The sequence below is a fragment of the Cellulomonas terrae genome (genome assembly GCF_007990265.1).
Lineage (GTDB): Bacteria > Actinomycetota > Actinomycetes > Actinomycetales > Cellulomonadaceae > Cellulomonas > Cellulomonas terrae.
Map to the genome: position 1 here is coordinate 330,833 of NZ_BJWH01000002.1, position 25,526 is coordinate 356,358.

At 74.4% G+C, this 25,526-nt stretch carries 26 protein-coding genes and 1 riboswitch; of the genes, 25 read left to right on the forward strand and 1 reads right to left on the reverse strand.

Features of this window, described 5'->3' with window-relative positions; translation table 11 throughout:
• Window positions 1-64: 64 nt before the first annotated feature.
• From mihF to CTE05_RS03705, 17 genes are all read left to right on the forward strand, one after another.
• The gene (gene mihF, locus CTE05_RS03625) at window positions 65-376 is read left to right on the forward strand and encodes an integration host factor, actinobacterial type (protein ID WP_056587928.1); all 312 of its coding nucleotides are present in this window, start codon (window positions 65-67) and stop codon (window positions 374-376) included.
• A 42-nt stretch (window positions 377-418) separates the two neighbouring features.
• On the forward strand, window positions 419-988 hold the full coding sequence (gene gmk, locus CTE05_RS03630; protein WP_146844736.1) for a guanylate kinase: 570 nt from the start codon (window positions 419-421) through the stop codon (window positions 986-988).
• A 39-nt stretch (window positions 989-1,027) separates the two neighbouring features.
• Entirely contained in the window at window positions 1,028-1,291 is a 264-nt protein-coding gene (rpoZ, locus tag CTE05_RS03635; RefSeq protein ID WP_028046344.1) for a DNA-directed RNA polymerase subunit omega, read from the forward strand.
• A gap of 10 nt (window positions 1,292-1,301) precedes the next feature.
• Window positions 1,302-2,498: a bifunctional phosphopantothenoylcysteine decarboxylase/phosphopantothenate--cysteine ligase CoaBC gene (gene coaBC / locus CTE05_RS03640; RefSeq protein ID WP_146844737.1), complete on the forward strand. Its 1,197-nt coding sequence runs from the start codon at window positions 1,302-1,304 to the stop codon at window positions 2,496-2,498.
• A gap of 41 nt (window positions 2,499-2,539) precedes the next feature.
• Entirely contained in the window at window positions 2,540-3,742 is a 1,203-nt protein-coding gene (metK, locus tag CTE05_RS03645) for a methionine adenosyltransferase (protein ID WP_146844738.1), read from the forward strand.
• A 59-nt stretch (window positions 3,743-3,801) separates the two neighbouring features.
• Entirely contained in the window at window positions 3,802-5,844 is a 2,043-nt protein-coding gene (locus CTE05_RS03650) for a primosomal protein N' (protein WP_146844806.1), read from the forward strand.
• Window positions 5,841-6,452: an HAD-IA family hydrolase gene (locus tag CTE05_RS03655; protein ID WP_146844739.1), complete on the forward strand. Its 612-nt coding sequence runs from the start codon at window positions 5,841-5,843 to the stop codon at window positions 6,450-6,452. Before CTE05_RS03650 ends, CTE05_RS03655 begins: the two co-directional genes overlap by 4 nt.
• A gap of 10 nt (window positions 6,453-6,462) precedes the next feature.
• Window positions 6,463-7,401, forward strand: coding sequence for a methionyl-tRNA formyltransferase (locus CTE05_RS03660; RefSeq protein ID WP_146844740.1), 939 nt, complete (start codon window positions 6,463-6,465; stop codon window positions 7,399-7,401).
• On the forward strand, window positions 7,347-8,912 hold the full coding sequence (locus tag CTE05_RS03665; protein WP_146844807.1) for an RsmB/NOP family class I SAM-dependent RNA methyltransferase: 1,566 nt from the start codon (window positions 7,347-7,349) through the stop codon (window positions 8,910-8,912). The genes CTE05_RS03660 and CTE05_RS03665 overlap by 55 nt, the downstream gene beginning before the upstream one ends.
• Window positions 8,913-8,931: 19 nt before the next feature.
• Window positions 8,932-9,591, forward strand: coding sequence for a ribulose-phosphate 3-epimerase (gene rpe / locus CTE05_RS03670; RefSeq protein WP_146844741.1), 660 nt, complete (start codon window positions 8,932-8,934; stop codon window positions 9,589-9,591).
• Between the two features lie 53 nt (window positions 9,592-9,644).
• Window positions 9,645-9,777: riboswitch (FMN riboswitch) on the forward strand.
• A gap of 78 nt (window positions 9,778-9,855) precedes the next feature.
• The gene (gene ribD, locus CTE05_RS03675) at window positions 9,856-10,920 is read left to right on the forward strand and encodes a bifunctional diaminohydroxyphosphoribosylaminopyrimidine deaminase/5-amino-6-(5-phosphoribosylamino)uracil reductase RibD (protein ID WP_246123237.1); all 1,065 of its coding nucleotides are present in this window, start codon (window positions 9,856-9,858) and stop codon (window positions 10,918-10,920) included.
• Complete coding sequence (locus CTE05_RS03680; RefSeq protein WP_055914486.1) at window positions 10,920-11,531, forward strand: riboflavin synthase; 612 nt, start codon at window positions 10,920-10,922, stop codon at window positions 11,529-11,531. The genes ribD and CTE05_RS03680 overlap by 1 nt, the downstream gene beginning before the upstream one ends.
• The gene (gene ribB, locus CTE05_RS03685) at window positions 11,528-12,895 is read left to right on the forward strand and encodes a 3,4-dihydroxy-2-butanone-4-phosphate synthase (protein ID WP_146844742.1); all 1,368 of its coding nucleotides are present in this window, start codon (window positions 11,528-11,530) and stop codon (window positions 12,893-12,895) included. Before CTE05_RS03680 ends, ribB begins: the two co-directional genes overlap by 4 nt.
• The gene (gene ribH, locus CTE05_RS03690; protein WP_146844743.1) at window positions 12,892-13,386 is read left to right on the forward strand and encodes a 6,7-dimethyl-8-ribityllumazine synthase; all 495 of its coding nucleotides are present in this window, start codon (window positions 12,892-12,894) and stop codon (window positions 13,384-13,386) included. Before ribB ends, ribH begins: the two co-directional genes overlap by 4 nt.
• The gene (locus CTE05_RS03695) at window positions 13,383-13,646 is read left to right on the forward strand and encodes a phosphoribosyl-ATP diphosphatase (protein WP_056027473.1); all 264 of its coding nucleotides are present in this window, start codon (window positions 13,383-13,385) and stop codon (window positions 13,644-13,646) included. The genes ribH and CTE05_RS03695 overlap by 4 nt, the downstream gene beginning before the upstream one ends.
• An 11-nt stretch (window positions 13,647-13,657) precedes the next feature.
• Complete coding sequence (gene hisG, locus CTE05_RS03700) at window positions 13,658-14,506, forward strand: ATP phosphoribosyltransferase (protein WP_146844744.1); 849 nt, start codon at window positions 13,658-13,660, stop codon at window positions 14,504-14,506.
• Between the two features lie 20 nt (window positions 14,507-14,526).
• The gene (locus CTE05_RS03705) at window positions 14,527-14,961 is read left to right on the forward strand and encodes a PH domain-containing protein (RefSeq protein WP_246123238.1); all 435 of its coding nucleotides are present in this window, start codon (window positions 14,527-14,529) and stop codon (window positions 14,959-14,961) included.
• A 3-nt stretch (window positions 14,962-14,964) separates the two neighbouring features.
• Here CTE05_RS03705 and CTE05_RS03710 read toward each other — a convergent pair whose 3' ends face one another.
• Complete coding sequence (locus tag CTE05_RS03710; protein WP_146844745.1) at window positions 14,965-16,071, reverse strand: DUF3866 family protein; 1,107 nt, start codon at window positions 16,069-16,071, stop codon at window positions 14,965-14,967.
• Between the two features lie 34 nt (window positions 16,072-16,105).
• Here CTE05_RS03710 and CTE05_RS03715 point away from each other — a divergent pair, with 34 nt between their 5' ends.
• From CTE05_RS03715 to CTE05_RS03750, 8 genes are all read left to right on the forward strand, one after another.
• Complete coding sequence (locus CTE05_RS03715; RefSeq protein WP_146844746.1) at window positions 16,106-17,119, forward strand: helix-turn-helix transcriptional regulator; 1,014 nt, start codon at window positions 16,106-16,108, stop codon at window positions 17,117-17,119.
• The gene (locus tag CTE05_RS03720) at window positions 17,112-18,074 is read left to right on the forward strand and encodes a helix-turn-helix transcriptional regulator (RefSeq protein WP_146844747.1); all 963 of its coding nucleotides are present in this window, start codon (window positions 17,112-17,114) and stop codon (window positions 18,072-18,074) included. Before CTE05_RS03715 ends, CTE05_RS03720 begins: the two co-directional genes overlap by 8 nt.
• A 2-nt stretch (window positions 18,075-18,076) precedes the next feature.
• The gene (locus tag CTE05_RS03725) at window positions 18,077-18,400 is read left to right on the forward strand and encodes a hypothetical protein (protein ID WP_146844748.1); all 324 of its coding nucleotides are present in this window, start codon (window positions 18,077-18,079) and stop codon (window positions 18,398-18,400) included.
• A 72-nt stretch (window positions 18,401-18,472) separates the two neighbouring features.
• Window positions 18,473-18,787, forward strand: a complete 315-nt coding sequence (tatA, locus tag CTE05_RS03730; protein WP_146844749.1) for a Sec-independent protein translocase subunit TatA — start codon at window positions 18,473-18,475, stop codon at window positions 18,785-18,787.
• A gap of 43 nt (window positions 18,788-18,830) precedes the next feature.
• Window positions 18,831-19,625 carry a twin-arginine translocase subunit TatC gene (tatC, locus tag CTE05_RS03735; protein WP_146844750.1) on the forward strand — a complete coding sequence of 265 codons (795 nt, stop codon included), beginning with the start codon at window positions 18,831-18,833 and terminating at the stop codon, window positions 19,623-19,625.
• Window positions 19,622-20,536: a diacylglycerol/lipid kinase family protein gene (locus CTE05_RS03740; RefSeq protein ID WP_146844751.1), complete on the forward strand. Its 915-nt coding sequence runs from the start codon at window positions 19,622-19,624 to the stop codon at window positions 20,534-20,536. Before tatC ends, CTE05_RS03740 begins: the two co-directional genes overlap by 4 nt.
• A 95-nt stretch (window positions 20,537-20,631) precedes the next feature.
• Window positions 20,632-23,451, forward strand: coding sequence for a DEAD/DEAH box helicase (locus CTE05_RS03745; protein ID WP_246123239.1), 2,820 nt, complete (start codon window positions 20,632-20,634; stop codon window positions 23,449-23,451).
• Window positions 23,452-23,503: 52 nt separating this feature from the next.
• Entirely contained in the window at window positions 23,504-25,132 is a 1,629-nt protein-coding gene (locus CTE05_RS03750; RefSeq protein WP_146844753.1) for an amidohydrolase, read from the forward strand.
• Window positions 25,133-25,526: the final 394 nt, after the last annotated feature.

A 25,526-nucleotide genomic window follows, 5' to 3' on the forward strand; every position in this document is an offset into this window, starting at 1 on the left:
TTCGTTCTCACGATCCCGCGCACTCCACGTGGGTCGCCGGCCCACTGACGAGAAGGTGACGCGCGTGGCACTCCCTCCGCTGACTCCCGAACAACGAGCGGCAGCGCTCCAGAAGGCCGGCGCCGCCCGCCAGGCCCGCGCTGAGGTCAAGAACCGCCTCAAGTACTCGCAGGGCACGCTCTCCGAGGTGATCGCGCAGGGCCAGGCGGACGAGACGATCGGCAAGCTCAAGGTCCTCGCCCTGCTCGAGTCCCTGCCCGGCGTCGGCAAGGTCAAGGCGCGTGCGATCATCTCCGAGATCGGAATCTCCGAGACCCGTCGCGTGCGTGGGCTCGGTCCGCACCAGGTGAAGGCTCTCGTCGACCGTTTCGGGTGACGACCGGGCTCCACCGCGCAGCTTGAGGAGCCCGCACCACCCATGACGACGACGCCTGCCCGGCTGACCGTTCTCGCCGGACCGACCGCCGTCGGCAAGGGGACGGTGTCCGCCGACGTCCGGACCCGCTATCCGGAGGTCTGGCTGTCCGTCTCCGCGACCACCAGGCCCCCGCGGCCCGGCGAGGTCGACGGGGTGCACTACCTGTTCGTCTCGGCGGACGAGTTCGACCGGATGGTCGAGCGCGGCGACCTGCTCGAGTGGGCCGTCGTGCACGGCCGGAACCGGTACGGCACCCCGAGGCGGCCGGTCGAGGAGCGGCTCGCCGACGGCAAGCCGGCGCTCCTGGAGATCGACCTGCAGGGTGCGCGTCAGGTGCGGAAGTCCATGCCGGACGCGCACTTCGTCTTCCTGGCACCGCCGTCGTTCGCCGAGCTGGAACGGCGGCTGGTCGGCCGGGGGACGGAGGACGCGGAGGAGCGGGAGCGACGGCTCAGCACGGCGCGCGTCGAGCTGGCGGCCGCGGCCGAGTTCGACCTGGTGATCGTCAACGACGACGTCCACCGGGCGACGGACGAGCTGGTCCGCGGGATGGGGATCGCGACCAGGTAGGATCAGCGGAGCCCAACCTCTTATCTTCGGGAGTTCACCGTGTCCGGAACCGTCGCCGCCCCCACGGGCATCACCGACCCGCCCATCGACCGTCTGCTCGAGCGCGCCGACTCCAAGTACGCGCTCGTGCTGTACTCGGCCAAGCGCGCGCGTCAGATCAACGCCTACTACTCGCAGCTCAACGAGGGCCTGCTCGAGTACGTCGGCCCGCTGGTGGACACCCGCCCGCAGGAGAAGCCGCTCTCGATCGCGATGCGCGAGATCGACGCCGGCCTGCTGACGTCCGAGGCCACCGAGGGCTGATCCTCTCCCTATGCACATCGTCCTCGGCGTCGCGGGCGGCATCGCCGCCTACAAGGCGGTGCTGCTGCTGCGCCTGCTGCGCGAGCAGGGCCACAGCGTCCGTGTGGTCCCCACCCGGGCGGCGCTCGAGTTCGTCGGGCGTGCGACGTGGGAGGCGCTGTCCGGTCAACCGGTGACGACCGACGTCTTCGAGGACGTCGACCAGGTGGCGCACGTCGCCGTCGGCAAGCAGGCCGAGCTCGTCATCGTCGCCCCTGCGACGGCCGACCTCCTGGCCCGGGCGGCGACCGGGCAGGCCGACGACCTGCTGACCGCCACCCTCCTGGTCGCCCGGTGCCCCGTCCTGCTGGCCCCGGCGATGCACACCGAGATGTGGGAGCACCCCGCCACCGTCGCGAACGTGGCGACGTTGCGCGCGCGCGGCGTGCACGTGCTGGAGCCCGCCGCCGGTCGCCTCACCGGGTCGGACACCGGTCCTGGCCGTCTGCCGGAGCCCGAGGAGATCGCCACCGCCGCGCTCGCGCTGGTGAGCGACCGCCCGCGCGACCTCGAGGGCAGGCACGTGGTCGTCTCCGCCGGCGGCACCCGGGAACCGCTCGACCCCGTCCGGTTCCTCGGCAACAGGTCGTCCGGCCGGCAGGGCGTCGCGCTCGCGCAGGCAGCCCACGCCCGCGGAGCCCGGGTCACGCTGGTGGCGGCGAACGTCGACGTCCCCGTCCCCGCCGGTGTCGACGTGGTCCACGCCGAGACGGGTGCCGAGCTGCGGGACGCCGTGCGCGCCGCAGCCAAGGATGCGGACGTCGTGGTGATGGCCGCGGCCGTGGCCGACTTCCGCCCCGTCACCAGCGCGGAGTCCAAGATCAAGAAGCAGCCGGGCGGTGCGCCGACGGTCCTGGAGCTCGTGGAGACCGTGGACATCCTCGCCGAGCTCGCCGCCGAGCGGCTGCGGCCGGGCCAGGTCGTCGTCGGCTTCGCCGCGGAGACGGGTGACCAGGCCGGCAGCGTGCTCGAGCACGGCCGCGCGAAGGCGCAGCGCAAGGGAGCCGACCTCCTCGTCGTGAACGCCGTCGGCGGCGGGCGCGGGTTCGGCACCGACGTGAACGACGTGACGATCCTGGACGGCTCCGGCGCGGTGGTCGGTGAGGCCACCGGGACCAAGATCGAGGTGGCCCACGCGGTCTGGGACGCGGTGCTGTCGCGCGGTTGACGCGGCACGGGGCCGGCCGGGAGCCCATTACGCTGTCCGCCATGACCGAGCCTGACATGCGCCTGTTCACGTCCGAGTCCGTGACCGAGGGGCACCCGGACAAGATCTGTGACCAGATCTCCGACTCCATCCTCGACGCGATCCTCGAGCAGGACCCCCAGGCGCGCGTCGCGGTCGAGACGATGGTCACGACCGGGCTCGTGCACGTCGCCGGCGAGGTCACCACGAGCGCGTACGTCGAGATCCCGCAGATCGTGCGCGAGGTGGTCCGGGGGATCGGGTATACCTCGTCGGCGATCGGCTTCGACGGGGACTCCTGCGGCATCTCGGTCTCGATCGGTCAGCAGTCGCCGGACATCGCCGCGGGCGTGGACAAGGCGATCGAGGTCCGGGAGGACTCCGCGGACCTCGACCCGCTCGACGCGCAGGGCGCGGGCGACCAGGGCCTGATGTTCGGCTACGCCTCCGACGACACCCCGACCCTGCTGCCGCTGCCCATCTGGCTCGCCCACCGGCTCGCCGAGCGGCTGACGCTCGTGCGCAAGGAGGGGATCCTGCCGGGTCTGCGACCCGACGGGAAGACGCAGGTCACCATCGGCTACGACGGCGACCGCGCCGTGCGGCTGGACACCGTCGTGCTGTCCACGCAGCACGACCCCGACGTGCACCTGGACACGACGCTGCGCCCGGCCGTCTCCGAGCTCGTCGTCGCCCCCGTCCTGGAGCAGCTGGACCTGGACGTGACCGACTACCGCCTGCTGGTGAACCCGACCGGGACGTTCGTCGTCGGTGGGCCGCAGGGGGACGCCGGGCTGACCGGCCGCAAGATCATCGTCGACACCTACGGGGGGATCGCCCGGCACGGTGGCGGGGCCTTCTCCGGCAAGGACCCGTCGAAGGTCGACCGCTCGGGCGCGTACGCGATGCGCTGGGTGGCCAAGAACGTCGTCGCCGCCGGGCTCGCGCGCCGGTGCGAGGTCCAGGTCGCGTACGCCATCGGCAAGGCCAACCCGGTGGGCCTGTACGTCGAGACGTTCGGCACGGAGACGGTCCCGCTGACCAGGCTCACGGCCGCCATCCGGGACGTGTTCGACCTGCGTCCGGCCGCGATCGTGCGGGACCTCGACCTGCTGCGGCCGATCTACCGCAAGACGGCCGCGTACGGGCACTTCGGTCGGGAGCTGCCGGAGTTCACCTGGGAGCGCACCGACCGCGTGGCGGACCTGCAGTCCGCGGTGGGCTGACGCCGGTCGACCGGTCCGGGTCGCCCGGCGTGGAGACGAGCGCGGAGGGCGAGCAGCTGATGCTCGAGGGCCTGCCGCAGCCGAAGCGGCGTACCCGGACCGCACCGGACGGTGTGACGCCCGCGGAGCACCTGCCGGTCGCCCGGGTGTGCGTCGACCTGGTCCCGGCGCACCTCGACCGGGTCTTCGAGTACCTCGTCCCAGCCGCTCTCGCGGAGGCCGCCGTGCCGGGCACCCGCGTCAAGGTGCGCTTCGGTGCGCAGGACGTCAACGGGTACGTCCTGGAGCGCGTCGCCGAGGCCGACCACGACGGCACCCTGCAACCGGTGCGCAAGGTCGTCTCCACCGAGCCGGTGCTCACCCCGGAGGTCGCCCGGCTCGCGCGCGCCGTCGCCGACCGGTGGGCGGGCACGCTGAACGACGTGCTGCGGCTCGCGATCCCCGCGCGGCACGCCCGCGTCGAGGCCGAGGCACCCGCAGCGGCGGACGACGTGGTCACACCGTCGCCGTCGGCGACCGCCTGGGCGCCGTACCGCGGGGGAGCGGCGTTCCTCCAGCACGTGACCGCCGGCGGGGCCCCGCGGGCCGTGTGGTCCGCGCTGCCGGGCGCCGAGGGCGACCGCTGGCCCGACGCGATCGCGCAGGCGGTGGCGGCGTGCGTCCTGGGCGGGCGCGGCGCGCTCGTCGTGGTGCCCGACGCGCGGGACATCGACCGCGTGCTCGCAGCGCTGGAGTCCGCCGGGGTCCCGCGCTGGACGCCCGGCACGACCGGGGGAGCCGTCCGGCTCGCGGCCGACGACGGTCCCGCCGGGCGCTACCGGTCGTTCCTCGCGGCGCTGCGCGGCCGGGCCACCGTCGTCGTCGGCACGCGGGCGTCGGCATTCGCCCCGGTCACGGATCTCGGCCTCGCGGTGGTGTGGGACGACGGGGACCCGCTGCACGCCGAGCCCCGGGCGCCGTACCCGCACGTCCGCGAGGTGCTGGCCCTGCGCTCCGAGCTGGAGCGGTGCGCCCTGCTCGTGGCTGCGCACGGGCGCAGCGTCGAGGCGCAGGCACTCGTCGAGTCGGGGTGGGCACGGGAGGTCGCCGCGGACCGCCCGACGACGCGAGCCCGGACGGCACGGGTGCTGGCCCTGACGTCGGTCGAGCTCGCCCGGGAGGGGCCCGCCGCCGCCGCGCGGCTCCCGGCGCCCGCATGGCGCACGCTCCGCGACCGGCTCGCCGACGGCCCCGTCCTGGTCCAGGTGCCGCGCGCGGGGTACGTCCCCGCGGTCGCGTGCGGACGGTGCCGGGCCGCGGCGCGCTGCGGGGTGTGCCACGGGCCGCTCGGCCTGACCACGGCCGACGGCGTGCCGACGTGCGGCTGGTGCGGGCGGCTGGCCACCGACTGGCGGTGCACCGAGTGCGGCGCCGGTGCGCTGCGGTCCGTGCGCGTGGGGTCGGAGCGCACGGCCGAGGAGCTCGGCCGGGCGTTCCCCGGCGTCCCCATCCGCGTCTCGGGCGCACGTGCGGCCGGCGGTGTGCTGGCGTCCGTGCCCGACGCGCCGGCCGTTGTCGTCGCGACCCCGGGCGCCGAACCGGTCGCCCCCGGCGGGTACGCCGCGGCGCTGCTGCTCGATGCGGCGGTGAGCACGGCCGGCGCGGGCCTGCGGACCGGGGAGGAGGCGCTGCGCCGGTGGCTCACCGCTGCCGCCCTGGTGCGCGCGGGCGGGGCGGTCGTGCTCGTGGGCGATGCCGAGGAGCGCGCCACGCAGGCGCTGGTGCGCTGGGACCCCGCCGGGTACGCCTCGCGCGAGCTCGCGGAGCGGGTCGAGCTGGCCCTGCCGCCCGCCGTGCGGATCGCCTCGGTCACCGGTCCCCGCGACGCCGTCGACACCCTGGTGTCCCGGCTCGACCTCGCCGACGCCGAGATCCTCGGCCCGGTCCCGGTCGACTCGGCCGAGCACGACGCGCTCGAGCCGGCCGTCCGGGCCCTCGTCCGCGTGCCGCGCACCGCCGGCGCCGCCCTGGCGCGCGCGCTGTCCGCGTCTCTCGCGGTCCGCAGCGCCCGCCGGGAGGGTGGCACGGTCCGGGTCCAGCTGGATCCCGAGGAGCTCGGATGATCGACACGGTCGTGCTCGACCTCGGCCAGGTGCTCGTCCAGTGGGACCCGTACCAGGCGTTCACCGGTCGGCTCCCGGTGCGGGACACGGAGGCCTTCCTCGCCGAGTTCGAGTTCAAGGAGTTCAACGAGCGCCAGGACGCCGGGCGCTCGTGGGCCGACGCGCGCACGGACCTGGCCGCCCGGGCGCCCCAGCACCTTCCGGCGCTCGACGTGTTCGTCGAGCACTTCGCCGACACGCTGACCGGTCCCGTCCCCGGCATGCACGACGTCGTGCGCGACCTGCGCGGGCTCGGCATCCGGCTGCTGGGGCTCACGAACTGGTCCGCGGAGACGTTCCACCTCGCCGAGCCGGCGGCGCCCGCGATCGGGCTGCTGGAGGACGTGGTGGTCTCGGGAGAGGTCGGCATCGCGAAGCCGGACCCCCGCCTGTTCGCGCTGCTGACCGAGCGGTTCGATCTGCGCCCGGAGCACGCGGTCTTCGTCGACGACACCGCGGTGAACGTCGCCGCCGGTGCCGCAGCCGGGTTCGACGCCATCCTGTTCACGTCCGCCGAGGACCTGCGGGCGGCGCTCGTGGCGCGCGGGCTCGACCTGCCGCGCACCTAGGATCGACGCCATGCGACTGCTCTTCGCCGGAACTCCCGCGGCCGCGGTGCCGTCGCTCGAGGCGCTCCTCGCCTCCCGCCACGAGGTGGTGGCCGTCCTCACGCGCCCAGACGCCCGGTCCGGGCGCGGTCGCGCCTCCGCGCCGAGCGAGGTCAAGGCGCGCGCCCTGGAGGCGGGTCTCGAGGTCCTGACGCCGCAGCGACCCCGGGACGAGGACTTCCAGGCACGACTGGCCGAGCTCGCCGTCGACGCCGCACCGGTCGTCGCGTACGGCGCCCTGATCCCCCCGCCGCTGCTCGACGTCCCGACCCACGGCTGGGTCAACCTGCACTTCTCGGTGCTGCCCGCCTGGCGCGGCGCGGCTCCCGTGCAGCACGCGATCATCGCCGGCGACGAGGTGTCGGGTGCCTCGACGTTCCGGCTCGAGGCAGGTCTGGACACGGGACCCGTGTTCGGGTTCCTCACCGAGACGATCCGCCCGCGCGACACCGCCGGCGATCTCCTGGGTCGGCTGGCGGTCGCCGGTTCCGGTCTGCTGGTGCAGACGCTGGACGCCCTGGAGGACGGCATCCTCAGCCCGGTCGAGCAGTCCCGGGACGGGGTCAGCCTCGCGCCGAAGCTCGAGGTCGACGACGCACGGGTGCGCTGGTCGCACCCGGCGCACGCGGTCGACCGGCTGGTCCGCGGCTGCACCCCCGCGCCGGGTGCGTGGACGACGCTGCCCGACGGCTCCCGGCTCGGCCTGGCGCCCGTCGTCCCGGTCGCCGACGTCACCCACCTCGCGCCGGGGCAGCTGCTCGCCGGCAAGAAGGAGGTGCTCGTCGGCACCGGCGGGCACGCGGTGCGGCTGACCGAGGTGACACCGCAGGGCAAGCGCGCGATGGCCGCGGCGGACTGGGCCCGCGGGGCCCGGCTCGACGCCGGCACCGTGCTGGGAGGTGCCGCGTGAGCCCCGCCGACGACCGTCGTGACGCGAGCGGCCGCCAGCGCGGCGCAGCCCGGTCCCAGGGGCGGACGCAGCGGTCGGCCGCCGCACCCTCGCAGCGCCGGCGAGGCAGCGACCCGGCGCGGACCGCCGCCTACGACGTCCTGCGCTCCGTCGACGGCTCCGACGCGTACGCCAACCTCGTGCTCCCGCCCCTGCTGCGCGAGCGGCGGATCACCGGACGGGACGCGGCGTTCGCCACCGAGCTCGCCTACGGGACGCTGCGGCTGCGCGGCCGGTACGACGCGGTCATCGCCCAGGCGGCGAACCGCGAGGTCGGCACGATCGACGCCCCCGCGCTCGACGTCCTGCGGCTCGGCGCCCACCAGCTGCTCGGCATGCGCGTCCCCGCGCACGCGGCGGTGTCCGAGACCGTCGGCCTGGCGCGCGAGCAGCTGGGCACCGGCCCGTCGCAGTTCGTGAACGCCGTGCTGCGCACTGTCGGGCGGTCCTCGCCGCACGAGTGGGAGCAGAGGATCCGCGACTCGGCCGGCGACGACGAGCTGGCCCAGCTCGCCGTCGTCCAGAGCCACCCCCTGTGGGTCGTCCGGGCGCTGCGCGAGGCACTCGTGGGCAACGGCAGGGACGCCGGCGAGATCGGGGCGCTGCTCGCTGCCGACAACGCCGCGCCGCGTGTGACGATCGTCGCGCGTCCCGGGCTGGCCGGGACGGACGAGGTCGTCGAGGACGCAGGCGACGGCGTCGGGACGGTGGGAGCGCTGGCGCCCACGGCCGTGATCCTGTCCGGCGGTGACCCGGCCGCGCTGGACAGCGTGCGCGACGGCCGCGCGGGAGTGCAGGACGAAGGCAGCCAGCTGGTCACCCTCGCTCTCACCGACGCGCCCCTCGACGGTCCGGACGAGCGATGGCTCGACCTGTGCGCAGGTCCCGGTGGCAAGGCTGCACTCCTCGCCGCCGTCGCGGGGGAGCGCGGCGCGCGGATCGTCGCCAACGAGGTGCAGCCGCACCGCACGCGGCTGGTCGAGCAGGCGCTGCGGGCCGTGCCCGCCGACGCGGTCGAGGACGTGCGCACCGGTGACGGGCGGACGGTCGGGACGGACGAGCCCGGGGCGTACGACCGCGTGATGGTCGACGCCCCCTGCACCGGGCTCGGGGCGCTGCGGCGGCGTCCCGAGGCACGCTGGCGCCGGACCCCGGCCGACCTCGCGAGCCTCAGCGCGCTGCAGCGCGACCTGCTCGTCTCGGCGCTGCAGGCCGTCCGGCCCGGCGGAGTCGTGGCGTACGTGACCTGCTCGCCGCACCTCGTCGAGACCCAGCTCGTCGTCAAGGACGCCGTGCGGGCCGTCGGCCGCCTCGGAGTCGAGGTGGACCACCTCGACACGCCCGCGGTCGTCCGCGCGATCGCCCCCGGCGGTGCGGTGGACCTGGATGACACCCGGACCGACGTGCAGCTGTGGCCGCACGTGCACGGCACGGACGCGATGCACCTGACCCTGCTGCGTCGGACCCGCTGACGCCCTCTACGCTGGCCGGGTGCCTGCGCTGATCAACCCGAGCATCCTGTCCGCCGACTTCATGAACCTCGAGCGCGAGCTCCAGGCGATCGCCGCCGCCGACTTCGTGCACGTGGACGTCATGGACAACCACTTCGTGCCCAACCTCACGCTCGGGCTGCCGGTCGTGAAGCGCATCGCCGAGGTGTCGCCCGTCCCGCTCGACGTGCACCTGATGATCGAGGACGCCGACCGCTGGGCGCCCGAGTACGCCGCCCTCGGTGCCGCGTCGGTGACGTTCCACGCGGAGGCGACGCAAGCGCCGGTGCGGCTGGCTCGGGAGCTGCGGTCGCGCGGCGTCCGCGCGGGCATCGCCCTGCGCCCGGCCTCGCCGGTCGAGCCACTGCTCGACCTGCTGCCGGAGTTCGACATGATCCTGGTGATGACCGTCGAGCCCGGGTTCGGCGGTCAGTCGTTCATCGAGGGGATGCTCCCGAAGATCCGCCGGGCGCGGCAGGCCGTCGTCGAGTCGGGCGCGGACACCTGGATCCAGGTCGACGGGGGAGTCGCGCGCGACACCATCGGCCGGATCGCGCGGGCGGGCGCGAACGTGTTCGTGGCCGGGTCCGCCGTGTACGGGGCACCCGACGTCGCCGCCGAGATCGTCGCGCTGCGCGGCTTGGCGGACGCGAGCACCTGACGAGCGGGAATGCCCGGTGTGGCATGATCGTTGGCGCACTACGAACACATACACACGTGCTCCGGGGTCGGTGTAATTCCGAGCCGGCGGTGACAGTCCGCGACCCGCACGATCCGCAAGGACCGCGCGGTTGACCTGGTGGAATTCCAGGACCGACGGTGAAAGTCCGGATGGGAGGATCACGTGGCGGCGCCTCGGCGCCGTGGCTGCGGGACCCTTCCTGCCGCCCTCACCCCGGAGCGCCCTGCGCGTCCGGAGGTGAGCATGACCAGCAGCGACACCGCCGTGCGCGCACCCTCCGAGCTCGAGGCCATGCGTCGCGCGCTCCAGATCGCCCGGTTCGGACCGGCGAACGGTCCGAACCCGCGCGTCGGCTGCGTCCTGCTGAGCCCGGACGGTGACGTCCTGGGCGAGGGCTGGCACCGGGGTGCCGGGACGCCGCACGCCGAGGTCGCAGCGCTGGCCGACGCGGCAGACCGCGGACGGTCCGCCCGGGGAGCCACGGCCGTCGTCACGCTCGAACCCTGCAACCACACCGGACGCACCGGCCCGTGCTCCGAGGCGCTGCTGGCGGCCGGTGTCGCCCGCGTCGTGGTGTCCGTGCCCGACCCGAACCCCGTCGCGTCGGGCGGCGCCGAGCGGCTGCGCTCGGCGGGCGTCGACGTCGCGACCGGTCTGCTCGCCGACGAGGGGCGCGCGCTGCTGGGCGCCTGGCTGCCCTCGGTCGAGCGCGGGCGCCCGTTCGTCACGCTGAAGCTCGCCACCTCGCTCGACGGCCGCGTGGCGGCAGCCGACGGGACCAGCCGGTGGATCACCTCCGACGTCTCCCGGCACCACGCGCACGACCTGCGCGCCGAGGTCGACGCCATCGTGGTCGGCACCGGCACCGCGCTCGTCGACGACCCGTCGCTCACCGCGCGCAACGCTGCGGGCGAGCTGCACGGGCAGCAGCCTCTGCGCGTCGTCGTGGGTCACCGCGACCTCCCGGCGGGTGCGCGTCTGCACGGGCCCGGCGGGGAGCTCGTCCACGTGCGCACGCACGACCCGGCGCAGGTGCTGGCCGTGCTCGCGACGCGCGAGGTCCGGCACGTCCTGGTCGAGGGCGGACCCACGCTGGCCGCCGCGTTCCTGGCCGCCGGGCTCGTCGACGAGGTGCACGCCTACGTCGCGCCCGTCCTGCTGGGCTCCGGCCGTCCCGCGATGGCCGACCTGGGCGTCACCACGATCGGCGACGCCGTCCGCCTCACCACCCGATCCGTCATCCCGCTCGGTCCCGACGTCCTGATCGTCGCGACCGTCGACCCGCACAGCACCACGGAGGAGCACTGATGTTCACCGGAATCGTCGAGGAGATCGGCACCGTCGAGGCGATCGAGCACCGAGGGGAGGGCATGGACGCGCGACTTCGGGTCCGCGGACCGCTCGTCGTGTCCGACGCCCACCTGGGTGACTCCATCAGCGTCTCCGGGGTCTGTCTGACGGTCACGGAGCTCCCCGGCGACGGCACGTTCTTCGCGGACGTCATGCCGGAGACCCTGCGGCGCAGCGCGCTGGAGGACGTCGGGGTGTCCAGCCCGGTCAACCTGGAGCGTGCGCTGCCGGTCGGCGGCCGGTACGGCGGGCACGTCGTGCAGGGCCACGTCGACGGCGTCGGCACGATCCTGAGCCGGTCGCCCGGGCCGCGCTGGGACGACGTCGAGATCGGCCTCGCGCCGGAGCTCGCGCGGTACGTCGCCGAGAAGGGCTCGATCGCGGTCTCCGGCATCTCGCTCACCGTCACGCACGTCACCGACGAGTCGTTCGGTGTCTCCCTCATCCCGACCACGCTCGAGGCGACGACCCTCGGCACGCTCGCGCCCGGTGCGCGGGTCAACCTGGAGGTCGACGTGCTGGCCAAGTACACCGAACGGCTGCTCTCGACGGCGGGGGTGCTGCGATGACGGCCCCCACCGGTGTGCGGCTCGGGACCGTCGAGGAGGCGCTGGAGGCGCTGCGCGCCGGCCGTCCGGTGCTCGTCGCGGACTCGCCCGACCGCGAGAACGAGGCCGACGTCATCCTCGCCGCGCAGTCGGCGACACCCGAGTGGATCGCGTGGACGATCCGGCACTCGTCCGGGTACCTGTGCGCGCCGATGCCAGCCTCCCGGGCCGACGCGCTCGACCTGCCGCTGATGGTGCCGAGCAGCCAGGACCCGCGACGCACCGCGTACACGGTGACGGTCGACGCGGCGACGGGCGTCACGACCGGCATCTCGGCCGCGGACCGCGCGCGGACCATGCGGGTGCTGGCCGACCCGGCCTCGGGCCGCGAGGACCTCATCCGCCCGGGCCACGTGCTTCCCCTGCGCGCCGTGCCGGGCGGCGTCCTGCACCGCACCGGCCACACCGAGGCGGCGGTGGACCTCTGCCGGCTCGCCGGTCTCGAGCCCGTGGGCGCCATCGCCGAGCTGGTCAACGACGACGGCTCGATGACACGGCTGCCTGAGGCTTCGGCGCTCGCAGAGGCCGAAGGGCTCGTGCTCCTGACCATCGAGGACATCGTCGCCTGGCGCATCGGCCACGGGGACGACGTGACCGCCGAGGTGGCCGTCGCCGCGCCGCCCAAGGAACGCGTGCACGCGACGCACACGGCGTACCTGCCCACCAAGCACGGCGACTTCCGCATCCACGGGTACCGCGACCTGCGCACCGGCGCGGAGCACGTCGCGCTCGTGCCGACCGCGGGCCTCGCCGAGACGCCCGTCGTGCGGGTGCACTCCGAGTGCCTCACCGGGGACGCGTTCGGCTCGGCACGCTGCGACTGCGGACCCCAGCTCGACGCAGCCCTGGAGCTCGCCGCCGAGCAGGGCGGGGCGGTCGTCTACCTGCGCGGGCACGAGGGGCGGGGGATCGGCCTGCTGGCCAAGGTCGCGGCGTACGCGCTGCAGGACCAGGGCCGGGACACCGTCGAGGCCAACCTCGACCTCGGGTGGCCCGCGGACCGGCGCGAGTACGGTGCGGCCGCTGCGATCCTCACCAACCTCGGGGTGCAGCGCGTGAGCCTGCTGACCAACAACCCCGCGAAGGTGGCGGGGCTGCGCGCGCACGGCATCGAGGTCGCGGAGATCCGCAGCCTCGAGGTCGGGCGCACGCCGCAGAACGAGGCGTACCTGCGGACCAAGGCCACCTCGATGGGCCACCTGCTCCACCTGCCCCCGGGCACGGAGCGCGAGCCCATCGCGGTCTCACCTGTGCACGCCACGCCGGCCACCCCCGGCGCCGACCACGACGACCACGCGTTCGAGAACCTGGAGGACCTGGCATGAGCGGTGCTGGAGCACCCACCCTGACCGTCGACGGCACCGGCCTGAAGGTCGTGGTCGTCGCCGCGAGCTGGCACACCGTCGTCATGGACGGCCTGCTCGCCGGCGCGCAGCGTGCGCTCGCCGCGGCGCACGTCGAGGACGTCACGGTCGTCCGCGTCCCGGGGACGTTCGAGCTGCCGGTCGCCGCTCAGGTCGCGGCCGAGAACGGTGCCGACGCGGTCGTCGCGCTCGGCGTCGTCATCCGCGGCGGCACGCCCCACTTCGAGTACGTCTGCCAGGGCGCGACCCTCGGCCTCACGGACGTCGGCATCCGGACCGGGGTGCCCGTCGGGTTCGGCGTGCTCACCTGCGACAACGAGGAGCAGGCGCTCGACCGGGCCGGTCTCGAGGGGTCGCACGAGGACAAGGGCGCCGAGGCGGCCGAGGCCGCGGTCGCAACCGTGGTCGCCCTGCGCACGCTCCGTCCGGGGACGTCTAGAGTCTCCGCGTGAAAACCTTCGACACCCTGTTCGCCGAGCTCTCGGAGAAGGCCGTGACCCGCCCCGCGGGCTCCGGCACGGTCGCGGAGCTGGACACCGGCGTGCACGGCATCGGCAAGAAGGTCGTCGAGGAGGCTGCCGAGGTCTGGATGGCCGCCGAGCACGAGTCGGACGAGCGGACGGCCGAGGAGATCTCGCAGCTCCTCTACCACCTGCAGGTGTTGATGATCGCGCGCGGGCTCACGCTCGCCGACGTCTACACCCACCTCTGAGGAGAACGACCGTGCTGAGGATCGCCGTCCCGAACAAGGGCTCCCTGTCGGAGCCCGCCGTCGAGATGCTCAGGGAGGCCGGGTACCGGCAGCGTCGCGACTCCCGCGAGCTCGTGCTGCCCGACCCGGACAACGACGTCGAGTTCTTCTTCCTGCGTCCCCGCGACATCGCCGTGTACGTCGGTGCGGGGACGGTCGACGTCGGCATCACCGGCCGCGACCTCATGCTGGACTCCGAGTCGGCCGCGGTCGAGCACCTGCCGCTCGGCTTCGCGCGCTCGACGTTCCGGTTCGCCGGGACCGCGGGGGAGTGGACCGACGTCAAGCAGGTCGGGGGCCGCCGCGTCGCGACGTCGTACCCCGTGCTCGTCCGGTCCTACCTGCGCTCGCTCGGCATCGAGCCGGCGGGCGTCGTGCGCCTGGACGGTGCCGTCGAGTCCGCCATCAAGCTCGGCGTCGCCGACGTGATCGCCGACGTCGTCGAGACCGGAACCACGCTGCGTGCGGCCGGGCTGGAGATCTTCGCGGAGCCGATCCTGCGCTCCGAGGCCGTGCTGGTCCGGCGCGCCGACGGTGACGAGCCGGCCGGCCTCGACGTGCTCACGCGTCGGATCCAGGGCGTGCTGACGGCCCGCGAGTACGTGCTCATGGACTACGACGTGCCGCTCGGGCTGGTCGACGCGGCCGTCGCGATCACGCCCGGCCTGGAGTCGCCGACCGTCTCGCCGCTGCACAACCGCGACTGGGCGGCCGTGCGGGCGATGGTCCGGCGCGACCAGACCAACCGGGTCATGGACTCCCTGTACGACATCGGTGCGCGCGCGATCCTCGTGACGTCGATCCACGCGTGCCGGCTCTGAACGGTGAACGAGGGGCAGTCGTGGACGACCTGACGGCTCCCTTCCGACCCCGTCTCGCGCGCGTCGTGACGCTGGCGCTGGCGCTGCTCGTGCTGGGGTCGACGGTGGCGATCATGCTGGCGATGACCGTGCTCTCGACCGGGGACCGCATCGGCTTCGCGCTGGTCGGCGGGCTCATCGTCTGGTTCCTCTGGCGGCAGGCGTCCGTCGTGGCACGGGTCGACGACGACGGGCTCACCGTCCGGAACCTCGTCTTCACGCGGCGCCTGGAGTGGGCCGAGATCGTGTCGGTCCGGTTCGGGTCGGGCCGGCCCTGGGTGCAGCTCGACCTGTCCGACGGCGACACGCTCGCGGTCATGGGGATCCAGCGCGCCGACGGCGACTTCGCCGACGCCGAGGCGCGCCGCCTCGCGATGCTGGTCGCGAGGCACACGGCCACCCCGCGGGACGACTGAGCCCTACAGCTCCGTCGCGTGCACCCCGGCCGCGGCGGCCGCGAGGAACGCCTCGGGGTCCTGGTCGAGGCCGCGGCCCATCGTCGACAGCCGGACCGGCGAGCCGGCGAGCGCCCCGCGCAGGTCGGCTCCCGCCGGGACCTCGACGAGCCGGTGCCGCGCGGCCAGGGCGGCGGCCTGCTCGCGGACGCGCACCCCGAGGTCCCCCTCGAGCAGTGGGACGACCACGTCGGCGGGGGCGAGCGCGACCCGGCCGTAGGCCGTCAGGGAGTGGTGCGACACGCCGAGGTGGCGTTCGCGCTGGTCCGCGCCCGAGACGCGCAGCGAGGCGACCGGTCGACCGCCGAGCGCACCGACCGCGTTCACCGCCTCCCCGGCGGCGACGCCCGAGAAGCCCCACCGGGTCCCCGTGCCGAGGTTGCCGGGCCCCTGCGCGACGACGACGAGGTCCGCGCCGACGACGTGGCGGGCCGCGAGCAGCCCGGTGTGCACCGTGACGGCCTCGAGATCTCCGCCGAACGACTGCCCGGTGGTGATGCACGCCTCGACCCAGCGCGCGGAGCGCAGCCCGGCCACGGTGCGCGAGAACCACGCCGGCAGGGCGCCACCATCGGTCATCACGTACGCGACGCGTGGCATCGGCCGGCCGGCACGGTCGGCGGCGAACCGGGCGCCGGCGACGATCGCGGGCAGCGCGGAGTGGAGGTCGGCGACGACGACGGGCAGTCCGTCCAGGTCGTCGGCGTCCCGCAGGAGCTCGTGGTGCGGCGACTCCTGGTCGTCGACGCCCAGGACCATCGCCTGCAGCGGGGTGTAGCGCGCCTTGACCAGGTGACCCGGCCCCGCGGGCGGGTCGGGGGGAGTGCGGTCGGGCAGGGCGATGACGAGCGCGTAGCCTCCGGTGCCGAGCCCGCGCGCGAGCGCGGAGACGTTCAGGAGCACCCGGTCGCCGATCTCCGGGCTCCCCACGAGCGCCGGGAACGCCAGCGCGCGGACCGTGTCACCGGCCGTCGCGGTGCCGACGGGAGCCTCCAGCTCGACCGTCACCTCGGCGGCGCCGGGCCACGTGGCCCCGAGCGACACCACGACACCCGCACGCCACGTGATCACGCGCCCACGCTACCGGCCACTACGGTGGTCCTCGATGGCCGCTGCGATCCCCCCCGCCGAACGCCTGCTCAACCTCGTCATCGCCCTGGTCAACACGGCCGGGCGGATGACGAAGGAGCAGGTGCGCACCAGCGTCGCCGGGTACCAGGAGGCACCGTCCGACGACGCCTTCGAGCGGATGTTCGAGCGCGACAAGGACACCCTGCGCGACCTCGGCATCCCGATCCTCACGGTGACGGACGCCGGGCACGGCGACGACATCGGCTACCGGGTCGACCTGGACGCCTACGCGCTGCCGCCGCTCGAGCTGACCGCCGCCGAGCTCGGCGTGCTCGCGATGGCCGCCCAGGTGTGGCAGGACCAGGCGGTCCGCGCCGACACCACGCGAGCGCTCACCAAGCTCCGGGCGGTCGGCCAGGCGCCGGAGTCGACCGACCTCGTCGCCGGGCTCGCGCCCCGCGTGCGTGCGGGCGGCGGCGCCTTCGGACCGCTCGTCGACGCCGTGCAGGCCCGTCAGGCGGTCCGGTTCACCTATCGCGCGGCCACCACGGGCGAGGTCCGCGAGCGCACCGTCGAGCCGTGGAAGCTGCTGGCGCGCCGCGGCGGCTGGGTCCTGGTCGGTCGCGACCGGGACCGGGACGCCAGCCGGTCGTTCCGGCTGAGCCGGATCGAGGGCGCGGTCCGGACGGTCGGCGAGCCCGGCTCGTTCGCGGCCCCCTCCGCCGAGGAGCTCGCGGACGCGCTCCAGACGTGGGGGAGCGGGCCGGAGCGCGTCGCGACGCTCGCGATCCTGCCGGAGCGTGCGAGCGCCCCCCGGGCGCGTGCGGTGCCCGCGCCCCCGGGGGAGCCGGACTGGTCTGCCGACCCTCTGCTCGCGCACCGCGACCTCGTCCACGTGCCGTTCCGCGCCGAGTGGGAGCTCGCCGAGGAGCTGGTCGGGTACGGCGACGCGGTCGTGGTGCTCGCACCCCCGGGGCTGCGGGAGTCGGTCCTGCACCTGCTGCGCACCGCGGCGACGCTCGACGGGGCGGTGGGCACCGTTGGCTGAGCGGGCGAGCGACCGGCTCCTGCGGATGCTCGGGATGATCACGTACCTGGACCGCCACGAGGGTGTCCCGGTGGAGGCGATCGCCGAGCAGTTCGGGGTGACCACGCGCCAGGTCATGGACGACATCGACACCCTGTGGGTCACCGGCACGCCGGGCTACTACCCGCACGACCTCATCGACTTCGACGCGGCCTCCTACGAGCAGGGCGTCGTCCGGCTCACCGAGTCGCGCGGCATGACCCGGCCGCTGCGCCTCGGGGCGCGCGAGGCGGTCGCCCTCGTCGCAGCCCTGCGTGCTGTCGAGGCGGCGCTCGGCGACGCCATGGACCCGGAACGCGCCGCGGTCCTGCGCTCCGCGCTCACGAAGCTGACGGCCGCGACCGGCGACGCTGCGGCCGCGGTGGACGTGCAGCTCTCGGTCGACGCCGCCCCGGAGGTCGCGGCAGCCGTCGCGACGGCCCTGCGCCACGGCCGCCGGCTGCACCTGCGGTACGTCAACGCCTCCGACGTGACCACCGAGCGTGACGTCGACCCGATCCGCCTCGTGACCGACGACGAGCGCTCCTACCTGCTCGCGTGGTGCCTGCTCGTGGACGGGGAGCGCCTCTTCCGGGTCGACCGGGTGCTGTCCGCCGAGGTGCTCGACGCCGACGCCGAGGACCACGAGGTGCCGGCCGGTGCCGAGGTCTTCTCACCCGGCCCCGAGGGCGAGCTGGTCACCCTCCACCTGACGAGCCAGGGCCGTTGGGTGGCAGAGACGACGCCGGTGGACGCGGTGCGCAACCACGAGGACGGGTCGTTCGAGATGGACGTGCGCGTGGTCCAGCACGCCTGGCTGCGCCACCTGGTGCTGCAGGTGGCCGACGACGTGCTCGAGATCCGGCCGGCGCGCATCGCGCAGGAGGTCGCAGCGGCCGCACGGGCCGCGCTGCGCGCGTACGGGGAGAGGATCTGACGATGCTCTGGTTCTCGGTCTGGACCGTCCTGGTCCTGGCGACCCTCGGCGGAGCGTTCCTGCTCGGGCGGAGCCTGTGGCGCTCCGCCGTCGCGCTCGGCCACGAGCTGGCCCGCGCGGCCGAGGTCACCGCGCAGCTGGCGGAGCGCGTGGACGAGCTCCAGGCGGCAGCGGGACCGCGGGACACCGGTCCGACGCTGTTCGCCGATCGGGCCGTCCTGCGTGCCCGGCTCGACGCTCTGCGCGAGGCGGCTGCCGGTCGTCGGGCGGAGCGTGAGCAGCGGCACGTGGCCACCCGGCTCCGGTGGCAGGCGTACTGGCGGTAGCCGGCTGCACTCGATCCCCAGGTGACGCGGGTACTATCACCCGGTCATCGAGATTCCGACGGAGGACCTGACGTGTTGCGAAACATCAGCGCCTGGCACGTGATCATCGTGGTGCTCGTGGTCGTCCTGCTGTTCGGCGCCAAGCGCCTCCCCGACCTGGCCAAGAGCGTCGGCCAGTCGATGAAGATCTTCAAGCACGAGGTCAAGGACCTGCGGGACGACGACGCCCCCGCGACCACGACGACCGCGACCCCTCCGGTGGCCCCGCCCGGCGTGACGGCCGTCGGCGCCCCGCCCGCCGTTCCCCCGACGGTCGAGCCCCAGTACGTGACCCCGGTCCGGCCCACCACGGAGCCGACCGAGGGCAACGCCCCGCCGAAGGCCTGACCCTCACGTGAACGCTCGCCGCGGGGGTGAACCCGGCGGCCGGATGCCGCTGCGCGCACATCTGGTCGAGCTCCGCCGACGCGTCTTCCTGGCCGCGATCGGCGTGGTCGTCGGCGCGGTCATCGGCTGGTTCCTGTACGACCCGGTGTTCACCGCGCTCCAGCGGCCCATCGAGCTCGTGGCAGCGGAGCGCGACGACCTCATCACGCTGAACTTCGCCGGCATCGCCACCTCGTTCGACATGCAGGTGAAGGTGTCGTTCTTCCTCGGCATCATCCTGTCGAGCCCCTGGTGGCTGTACCAGTTCTGGGCGTTCGTGACGCCCGGGCTGACCCGCAAGGAACGCGGGTACGCCATCGGCTTCGTCGCCGTCGCGGTGCCGCTGTTCCTCGCGGGCGCGTTCATGGCGTGGTGGGTGCTGCCCAACGCGGTGCGGCTGCTGACCGAGTTCACGCCGACGGGCGCGACCAACATCATCGACGCCCAGACGTACCTCGGCTTCGTCATGCGGATCATGCTGGCGTTCGGGATCGCGTTCCTGCTGCCCATCATCATGGTCGCGCTCAACTTCGCCGGGATCGGCACCGCCGCCACGTGGCGCAAGGGCTGGCGGTGGGCGGTCCTGCTGTCGTTCGTGTTCGCCGCGATCGTCACCCCGACGCCCGACGCGATCACCATGCTCGCCGTCGCCATCCCGATGAGCGCGCTGTACTTCCTGGCCCTCGGCGTCTGCGTCCTGCACGACCGTCGCGTCGACCGCCGCCGGGTGGCCGCCGGCCTGCCGCGGCTGGACGGCACGATGGCCGACGAACCCGGCACCGCGGCCGGCCCGGCGTGATCCACCTCGGTCTGGTCGTCAACCCGACCGCCGGCAAGGGGCGCGGCACGCAGGCGGGTCGTCAGGCGCACGAGCTCCTGCGCGCCCGCGGTCACAAGGTCGAGGACCTGTCGGCCTCCACGCTCGCGCAGGCGACGGACCGGGCGCGGGCGGCGGCGGTCCAGGGGCTCGACGCGCTGGTCGTGGTCGGCGGCGACGGGATGGTCCACCTCGGCGTGAACGTCGTCGCGGGCACCGGCCTGCCGCTCGGCATCGTCGCCGCGGGGACCGGCAACGACATCGCCCGCACCCTCGCGCTCCCGCGCGGCGACGTGCAGGCCTCGGTGGCGGCCGTCGAGCACGGCTTGCTGGACGGGCCGCGCCGGGTGGACGCCGTCCGGGTCGGCTCTCCGGAGCACGCGGCGCACGAGTGGTTCCTCGGCGTCCTCTCGTGCGGCTTCGACGCCGCGATCAACGCGCGCGCGAACGAGATGACCTGGCCGAAGGGGTCCGGTCGCTACGTCCGGGCGCTCGCCGCCGAGCTCGGCCGGTTCCGGCCCTACGGGTACCGCGTGACGCTCGACGACTCCGTGTGGGAGTCGGCCGGCACGCTCGTCGCGGTCGCCAACGTCCCGTGGATCGGCGGGGGCGTGCAGATCGCGCCCGACGCGGTGATCGACGACGGTCTGCTCGACGTCGTCGTCGCCGGTCCGTTCTCCAAGCCCGGGGTCGTGAAGATCTTCCCGGGCCTCTACCAGGGCAAGCACATCGGCCACCCGTCGGTCGACGTGCGCCGGAGCCGGTCCGTGCTGATCGAGCCGCTCACCGACCTCGGACCGGTCCCGCCGGTGGCGTTCGCGGACGGCGAGCGCATCGGCCCGCTGCCCCTGCGGGTCACGGTCGACCCCGGCGCGCTGTCCGTCCTCTGCTGAGCGCGCCGTGGGCGTGCGGCCCGGGGTGGTGTGCCTAGGGTGTGCAGGTGGTATCCCGCTCCCGGAGATCCGTCCCGCCGTCCTCGTCACCGCGCGTGAGCGCGCCGCCCGCTGAACCCTCACCGGCCGAGCGCTACGCCGCGGCCCGGCGCCGGGCCGAGATCGACCGCAGCGAGCTCGGGCAGTTCCGCGAGCTGCTGGGCTTCCCCCTCGACGAGTTCCAGGTCGAGGCCTGCCAGGCGCTGGAGCGGGGGAGCGGCGTGCTGGTGGCTGCACCGACCGGCGCGGGCAAGACCGTGGTCGGGGAGTTCGCGGTGCACCTCGCGCTCGCGTCGGGCCGCAAGGCGTTCTACACGACGCCCATCAAGGCACTGTCCAACCAGAAGTACTCGGACCTCGTCCGCCGCTACGGTGCCGACCAGGTCGGTCTGCTCACCGGGGACACCACCATCAACGGCGACGCACCCGTCGTCGTGATGACCACCGAGGTCCTGCGCAACATGCTCTACGCGGGGTCGACGACCCTGCAGGGCCTCGGGTTCGTGGTCATGGACGAGGTGCACTACCTCGCCGACCGGTTCCGCGGCCCGGTCTGGGAGGAGGTGATCATCCACCTCACCGACGACGTGCAGCTGGTCTCGCTGTCCGCCACCGTGTCCAACGCGGAGGAGTTCGGGGACTGGTTGGCGACGGTGCGCGGGGACACCACCGTGGTGGTCAGCGAGCACCGACCCGTCCCGCTCGGTCAGCACGTCCTGGTCCGCGGGGACCTGCTCGACCTGTACGCGGGTCACGTCGACCCGACCGCACCGGGCGTCGACCCGCCGATCAACCCGGACCTCACGCACCTCCTGCGACGCAGCAACCGCGAGGAGCCGGGGCAGCCGCGGCGTGGCCCGCGCGACCGTGGGGGGCGTCCCCGTCCGGGCGGCGGACGTCCCGGCGGAGGTCGTCCGACGCCGCGGTTCGCGGTGGTCGACGCCCTGGACCGCGACGGGCTGCTCCCCGCGATCGTCTTCATCTTCTCGCGGGCCGGGTGCCAGGGTGCCGTGCAGCAGTGCCTGGCCGCCGGCGTCCGGCTGACCACGCCCGCGGAGGTCTCCGAGATCCGTCGGATCGTGGAGGAGCGCTGCGCCGCCGTCCCGCCCGAGGACCTCGACGTCCTCGGCTACTGGGAGTTCAGCGACGCGCTGCAGCGCGGGGTCGCCGCGCACCACGCCGGCATGCTCCCGCTGTTCAAGGAGACGGTGGAGGACCTGTTCTCGCGCGGCCTGGTCAAGGTGGTGTTCGCCACGGAGACGCTCGCGCTCGGCATCAACATGCCCGCGCGGTCCGTGGTCATGGAGAAGCTGGTCAAGTGGGACGGCTCGAACCACGTCGACGTCACACCGGGGGAGTACACGCAGCTGACGGGGCGCGCCGGCCGGCGCGGGATCGACACCGAGGGCCACGCGGTCGTCGTCGCGCACCCCGGGCTCGACCCCGTGCAGCTCGCGGGGCTCGCGTCCAAGCGCCTGTACCCGCTGCGCTCGAGCTTCCGTCCGACGTACAACATGGCCGTCAACCTCGTCGCGCAGGTCGGCCGGGACCGTGCGCGAGACGTGCTCGAGACGTCCTTCGCGCAGTTCCAGGCGGACCGGGGCGTGGTCGGCCTCGCGCGGCAGGCACAGGGCCATGCAGAGGCCCTGGAGGGGTATGCCCGCGCGATGGTGTGCCACCTGGGCGACTTCGCGGAGTACGCGGACCTGCGACGCCAGATCACGGCGCGCGAGAAGGACCTGACCCGGGCCGAGGCGTCCGCCCGCCGCGCCGAGGTCGCACGCACGCTCGAGGGCCTGCGGGTGGGAGACGTGCTGGAGATCCCCGTCGGGCGGCGGTCCGGGCACGCGGTCGTCATCGACCCGGGCGGCGCCGCCGGGTTCGACGGCCCGAAGCCGACGGTCCTCACCGTCGACCGCCATGTGCGCAAGCTCACCGTCGCGGACGTCGGGACCGGGGTGAGCACGGTGGGCTTCCTGCGCGTGCCGAAGGGCTTCACCGCGCGGGTGCCCGCGGCGCGTCGTGACCTCGCGGCGGCCCTGCGGTCCTCCGTCGGCACCGGGACCGGTCCCACGCGCAAGGACCGGCCCAAGGCCGGGCGGCGCGCCGCGCAGGACGACGCCGAGATCGCCGCCCTGCGCCGGCGGCTGCGTGCGCACCCGTGCCACAGCTGCCCGGACCGCGAGGAGCACGCCCGCTGGGCGGAGCGGTGGGCGCGCCTGGCGGCCGAGCACGACGCCCTCGTCGCACGCATCGCCGGGCGGACGGGCTCGATCGCCGCCGTCTTCGACCGGATCTGCGACATCCTGCTGCGGCTCGGCTACCTGGCCACGACGACCGACGACGCCGGCCGCACCGCGCTCCAGGTGACCGACGACGGTCGGTGGCTCCGCCGCCTCTACGCCGAGAACGACCTGCTCCTCGCCGAGTGCCTGCGACGCGGGGTCTTCGACGAGCTCGACGCGCCCGGCCTGGCCGCCGCCGTCTCGACGCTCGTGTACCGCTCCCGGCGCGACGACCAGGGGGAGCCGCGCATCCCCGGCGGCCCGAACAGCCGGCTCGGCGTCGCGCTCGACGGCTGCGTCCGCGCGTGGTCGGAGCTCGACGACCTCGAGACCGAGCACAAGGTCGAGACGATCCAGCCGCTCGACGCGGGCCTGGTCGAGGCGGTCCACCGATGGGCCGCAGGACGCAGCCTCGACGCCGTCCTCAAGGGCGGCGAGCTCTCGGCGGGGGACTTCGTGCGGTGGTGCAAGCAGGTCATCGACGTGCTCGACCAGGTCTCCCAGGCGGCACCTCACCAGCGGCTGCGGGACACGGCCCGGCAGGCGGTGGACGCCCTCCGACGCGGGGTCGTGGCGTACTCGTCGGTCTAGCCCGGCGCCTTCACCCGGTTTGTCGGGCTGACCTGCCCTATCGTGTGCCACTGTGAGCTCGACCCTGTACCGGCACGGCGTGGTGCACTCCGCCGCCGACCCCTTTGCCGAAGCGATCCTGGTGGACGACGGGACGGTCGTCTGGCTCGGCGCGGACGACACCGCCGACGGTCTGGTGGCGCGCGCCGACGAGGTCGTGGACCTCGACGGTGCGCTCGTCGCACCCGGCTTCGTCGACGCGCACGTCCACGTCCTCGAGACCGGCCTCGCCCTGGACTCGGTCGACCTGTCGCCCGAGGGCGGCGTGCACTCGCTGGCGGACGCCCTCGACGCCGTGCACCGGGCGGCGCGGGACAGGACGTCCGACGCGCCCGTGCTCGGTTTCGGCTGGGACGAGCTGCGGTGGCCCGAGGGCCGCCCGCCCACGCGCGACGAGCTCGACGCGGCGGCCGGCGGGGCACCGGTCTACCTCGCGCGCGTCGACGTGCACTCGGCGGTGGTGTCGAGCGCGCTGTCCGACGCCGCGGGCCTCGACCGGCTGCCGGGGTGGAGCTACGACGGCCGCGTCGAGCGGGATGCCCACCACGCCGCGCGCGACGCCGCTCGCCAGGTCAGCCCCGAGCGGCGGACCGCCCTGTACCGCCGCGCGCTCGAGCACGCCGCCGCCCGCGGCGTCGTGTCCGTGCACGAGCACTCCGCGCCGTCGATCGACACCCGCGCCGGGCTGGTCGAGCTGCTGGAGCTGACCGCCGACGCCGCGAGCGGGCTTCCGCACCTCGTGGCGTACCGCGGGGAGCAGTGCGTGACGGTCGACGACGCACGCGAGATCCTCGCGGCGATCCCTGGCCTGACGGGCATCGGGGGCGACCTCAACGTCGACGGGTCGCTGGGCTCGCACACCGCTGCCGTCCGCTCGCCGTACACGGATGCGCCCGAGAGCTCCGGGGTGCTCTACCTGACCGCCGAGCAGATCTGCAACCACCTGACGGCCGTGACGCGCGCCGGGGTGCAGGGCGGCTTCCACGTCATCGGCGACCGGGCGATGGACGAGCTGCTGCTCGGGCTGCGTGCGGCTGTCGACGTGGAGGGTCCCGACGCGATCGCGCGGATGGGCCACCGGCTCGAGCACGCGGAGATGGTCGACGCCCCGACGCTCGCCGCGCTCGTGCTGCTGGGGGTGCGGCTGAGCATGCAGCCCGCGTTCGACGCCGCGTGGGGTGGTCCCGAGGGGATGTACGCGACCCGGCTCGGTGCGGGGCGCGCCGCCGCACTCAACCCCCTCGCGGACCTGGCCGCCGCCGGCGTGCCGCTCGCGTTCGGGTCCGACTCGCCGGTGACCCCCGTCGACCCCTGGGCGGGCGTCCGGGCGGCCGTGCAGCACCGCGCGGTCGACCAGCGGATCTCCGCGAGGGCGGCGTTCCGTGCGTCCACCCGCGGCGGCTGGCGGGTCGCGGGACTCGACCACACGGGCGCCGGGGAGCTGCGCGTCGGTGCGCCGGCCCATCTCGCCGTCTGGCGCGCGGAGGACCTCACGGTGCAGGCCGCCGAGGGGCAGTTCTCGTCCTGGAGCACCGACGCCCGTGCCGGCATCCCGCTGCTGCCCGACCTCGGCCCCGACGCGCCCGCGCCGGTGTGCCTGCGGACGGTCCGCGGCGGCGTGGTCCTGCACGACACCTTCTGAGACCGGCGGAGCCTCGACCGGGTGAAATCTCGCCCGTTCGCGCACGACCGGATCCGCCCGCTTCGACCGGATCCGACGACACGCGCGGCGACACGCCGAGTCGAACCGGTCAGACGGGACCGATGGTGCGCGGATGACCTGCGAGTACGGCTCCCACCTGCACCGACGCGGCCTTGACACTCCTGAGGATCTCGGTAGGTTCCTCAGGAGATCCACCGTTGCCGACATGCCTACGACGACGCCGTCGCGGCCTGTGAGCGCAGGGGTTGGGGGAGGGCTCCGACCGGGCCCGCGTGTTCAGTAGACAACGGTCCGTGCGCCTGCACGCCGACCGGTACGAAGGACACGCGGGCCGGTCGGTCGGAGCCTCGCGCGGCCCTCTCGTCGGGCCCTC

Bases quoted from the DNA above. Each gene is read 5' to 3' on its own strand.
- gmk (WP_146844736.1), top strand. From the start codon at position 419: ATGACGACGACGCCTGCCCGGCTGACCGTTCTCGCCGGACCGACCGCC.
- coaBC (WP_146844737.1), top strand. From the start codon at position 1,302: ATGCACATCGTCCTCGGCGTCGCGGGCGGCATCGCCGCCTACAAGGCG.
- metK (WP_146844738.1), top strand. From the start codon at position 2,540: ATGACCGAGCCTGACATGCGCCTGTTCACGTCCGAGTCCGTGACCGAG.
- CTE05_RS03650 (WP_146844806.1), top strand. From the start codon at position 3,802: ATGCTCGAGGGCCTGCCGCAGCCGAAGCGGCGTACCCGGACCGCACCG.
- CTE05_RS03655 (WP_146844739.1), top strand. From the start codon at position 5,841: ATGATCGACACGGTCGTGCTCGACCTCGGCCAGGTGCTCGTCCAGTGG.
- CTE05_RS03660 (WP_146844740.1), top strand. From the start codon at position 6,463: ATGCGACTGCTCTTCGCCGGAACTCCCGCGGCCGCGGTGCCGTCGCTC.
- ribD (WP_246123237.1), top strand. From the start codon at position 9,856: ATGACCAGCAGCGACACCGCCGTGCGCGCACCCTCCGAGCTCGAGGCC.
- CTE05_RS03680 (WP_055914486.1), top strand. From the start codon at position 10,920: ATGTTCACCGGAATCGTCGAGGAGATCGGCACCGTCGAGGCGATCGAG.
- ribB (WP_146844742.1), top strand. From the start codon at position 11,528: ATGACGGCCCCCACCGGTGTGCGGCTCGGGACCGTCGAGGAGGCGCTG.
- ribH (WP_146844743.1), top strand. From the start codon at position 12,892: ATGAGCGGTGCTGGAGCACCCACCCTGACCGTCGACGGCACCGGCCTG.
- CTE05_RS03715 (WP_146844746.1), top strand. From the start codon at position 16,106: ATGGCCGCTGCGATCCCCCCCGCCGAACGCCTGCTCAACCTCGTCATC.
- CTE05_RS03725 (WP_146844748.1), top strand. From the start codon at position 18,077: ATGCTCTGGTTCTCGGTCTGGACCGTCCTGGTCCTGGCGACCCTCGGC.
- tatC (WP_146844750.1), top strand. From the start codon at position 18,831: ATGCCGCTGCGCGCACATCTGGTCGAGCTCCGCCGACGCGTCTTCCTG.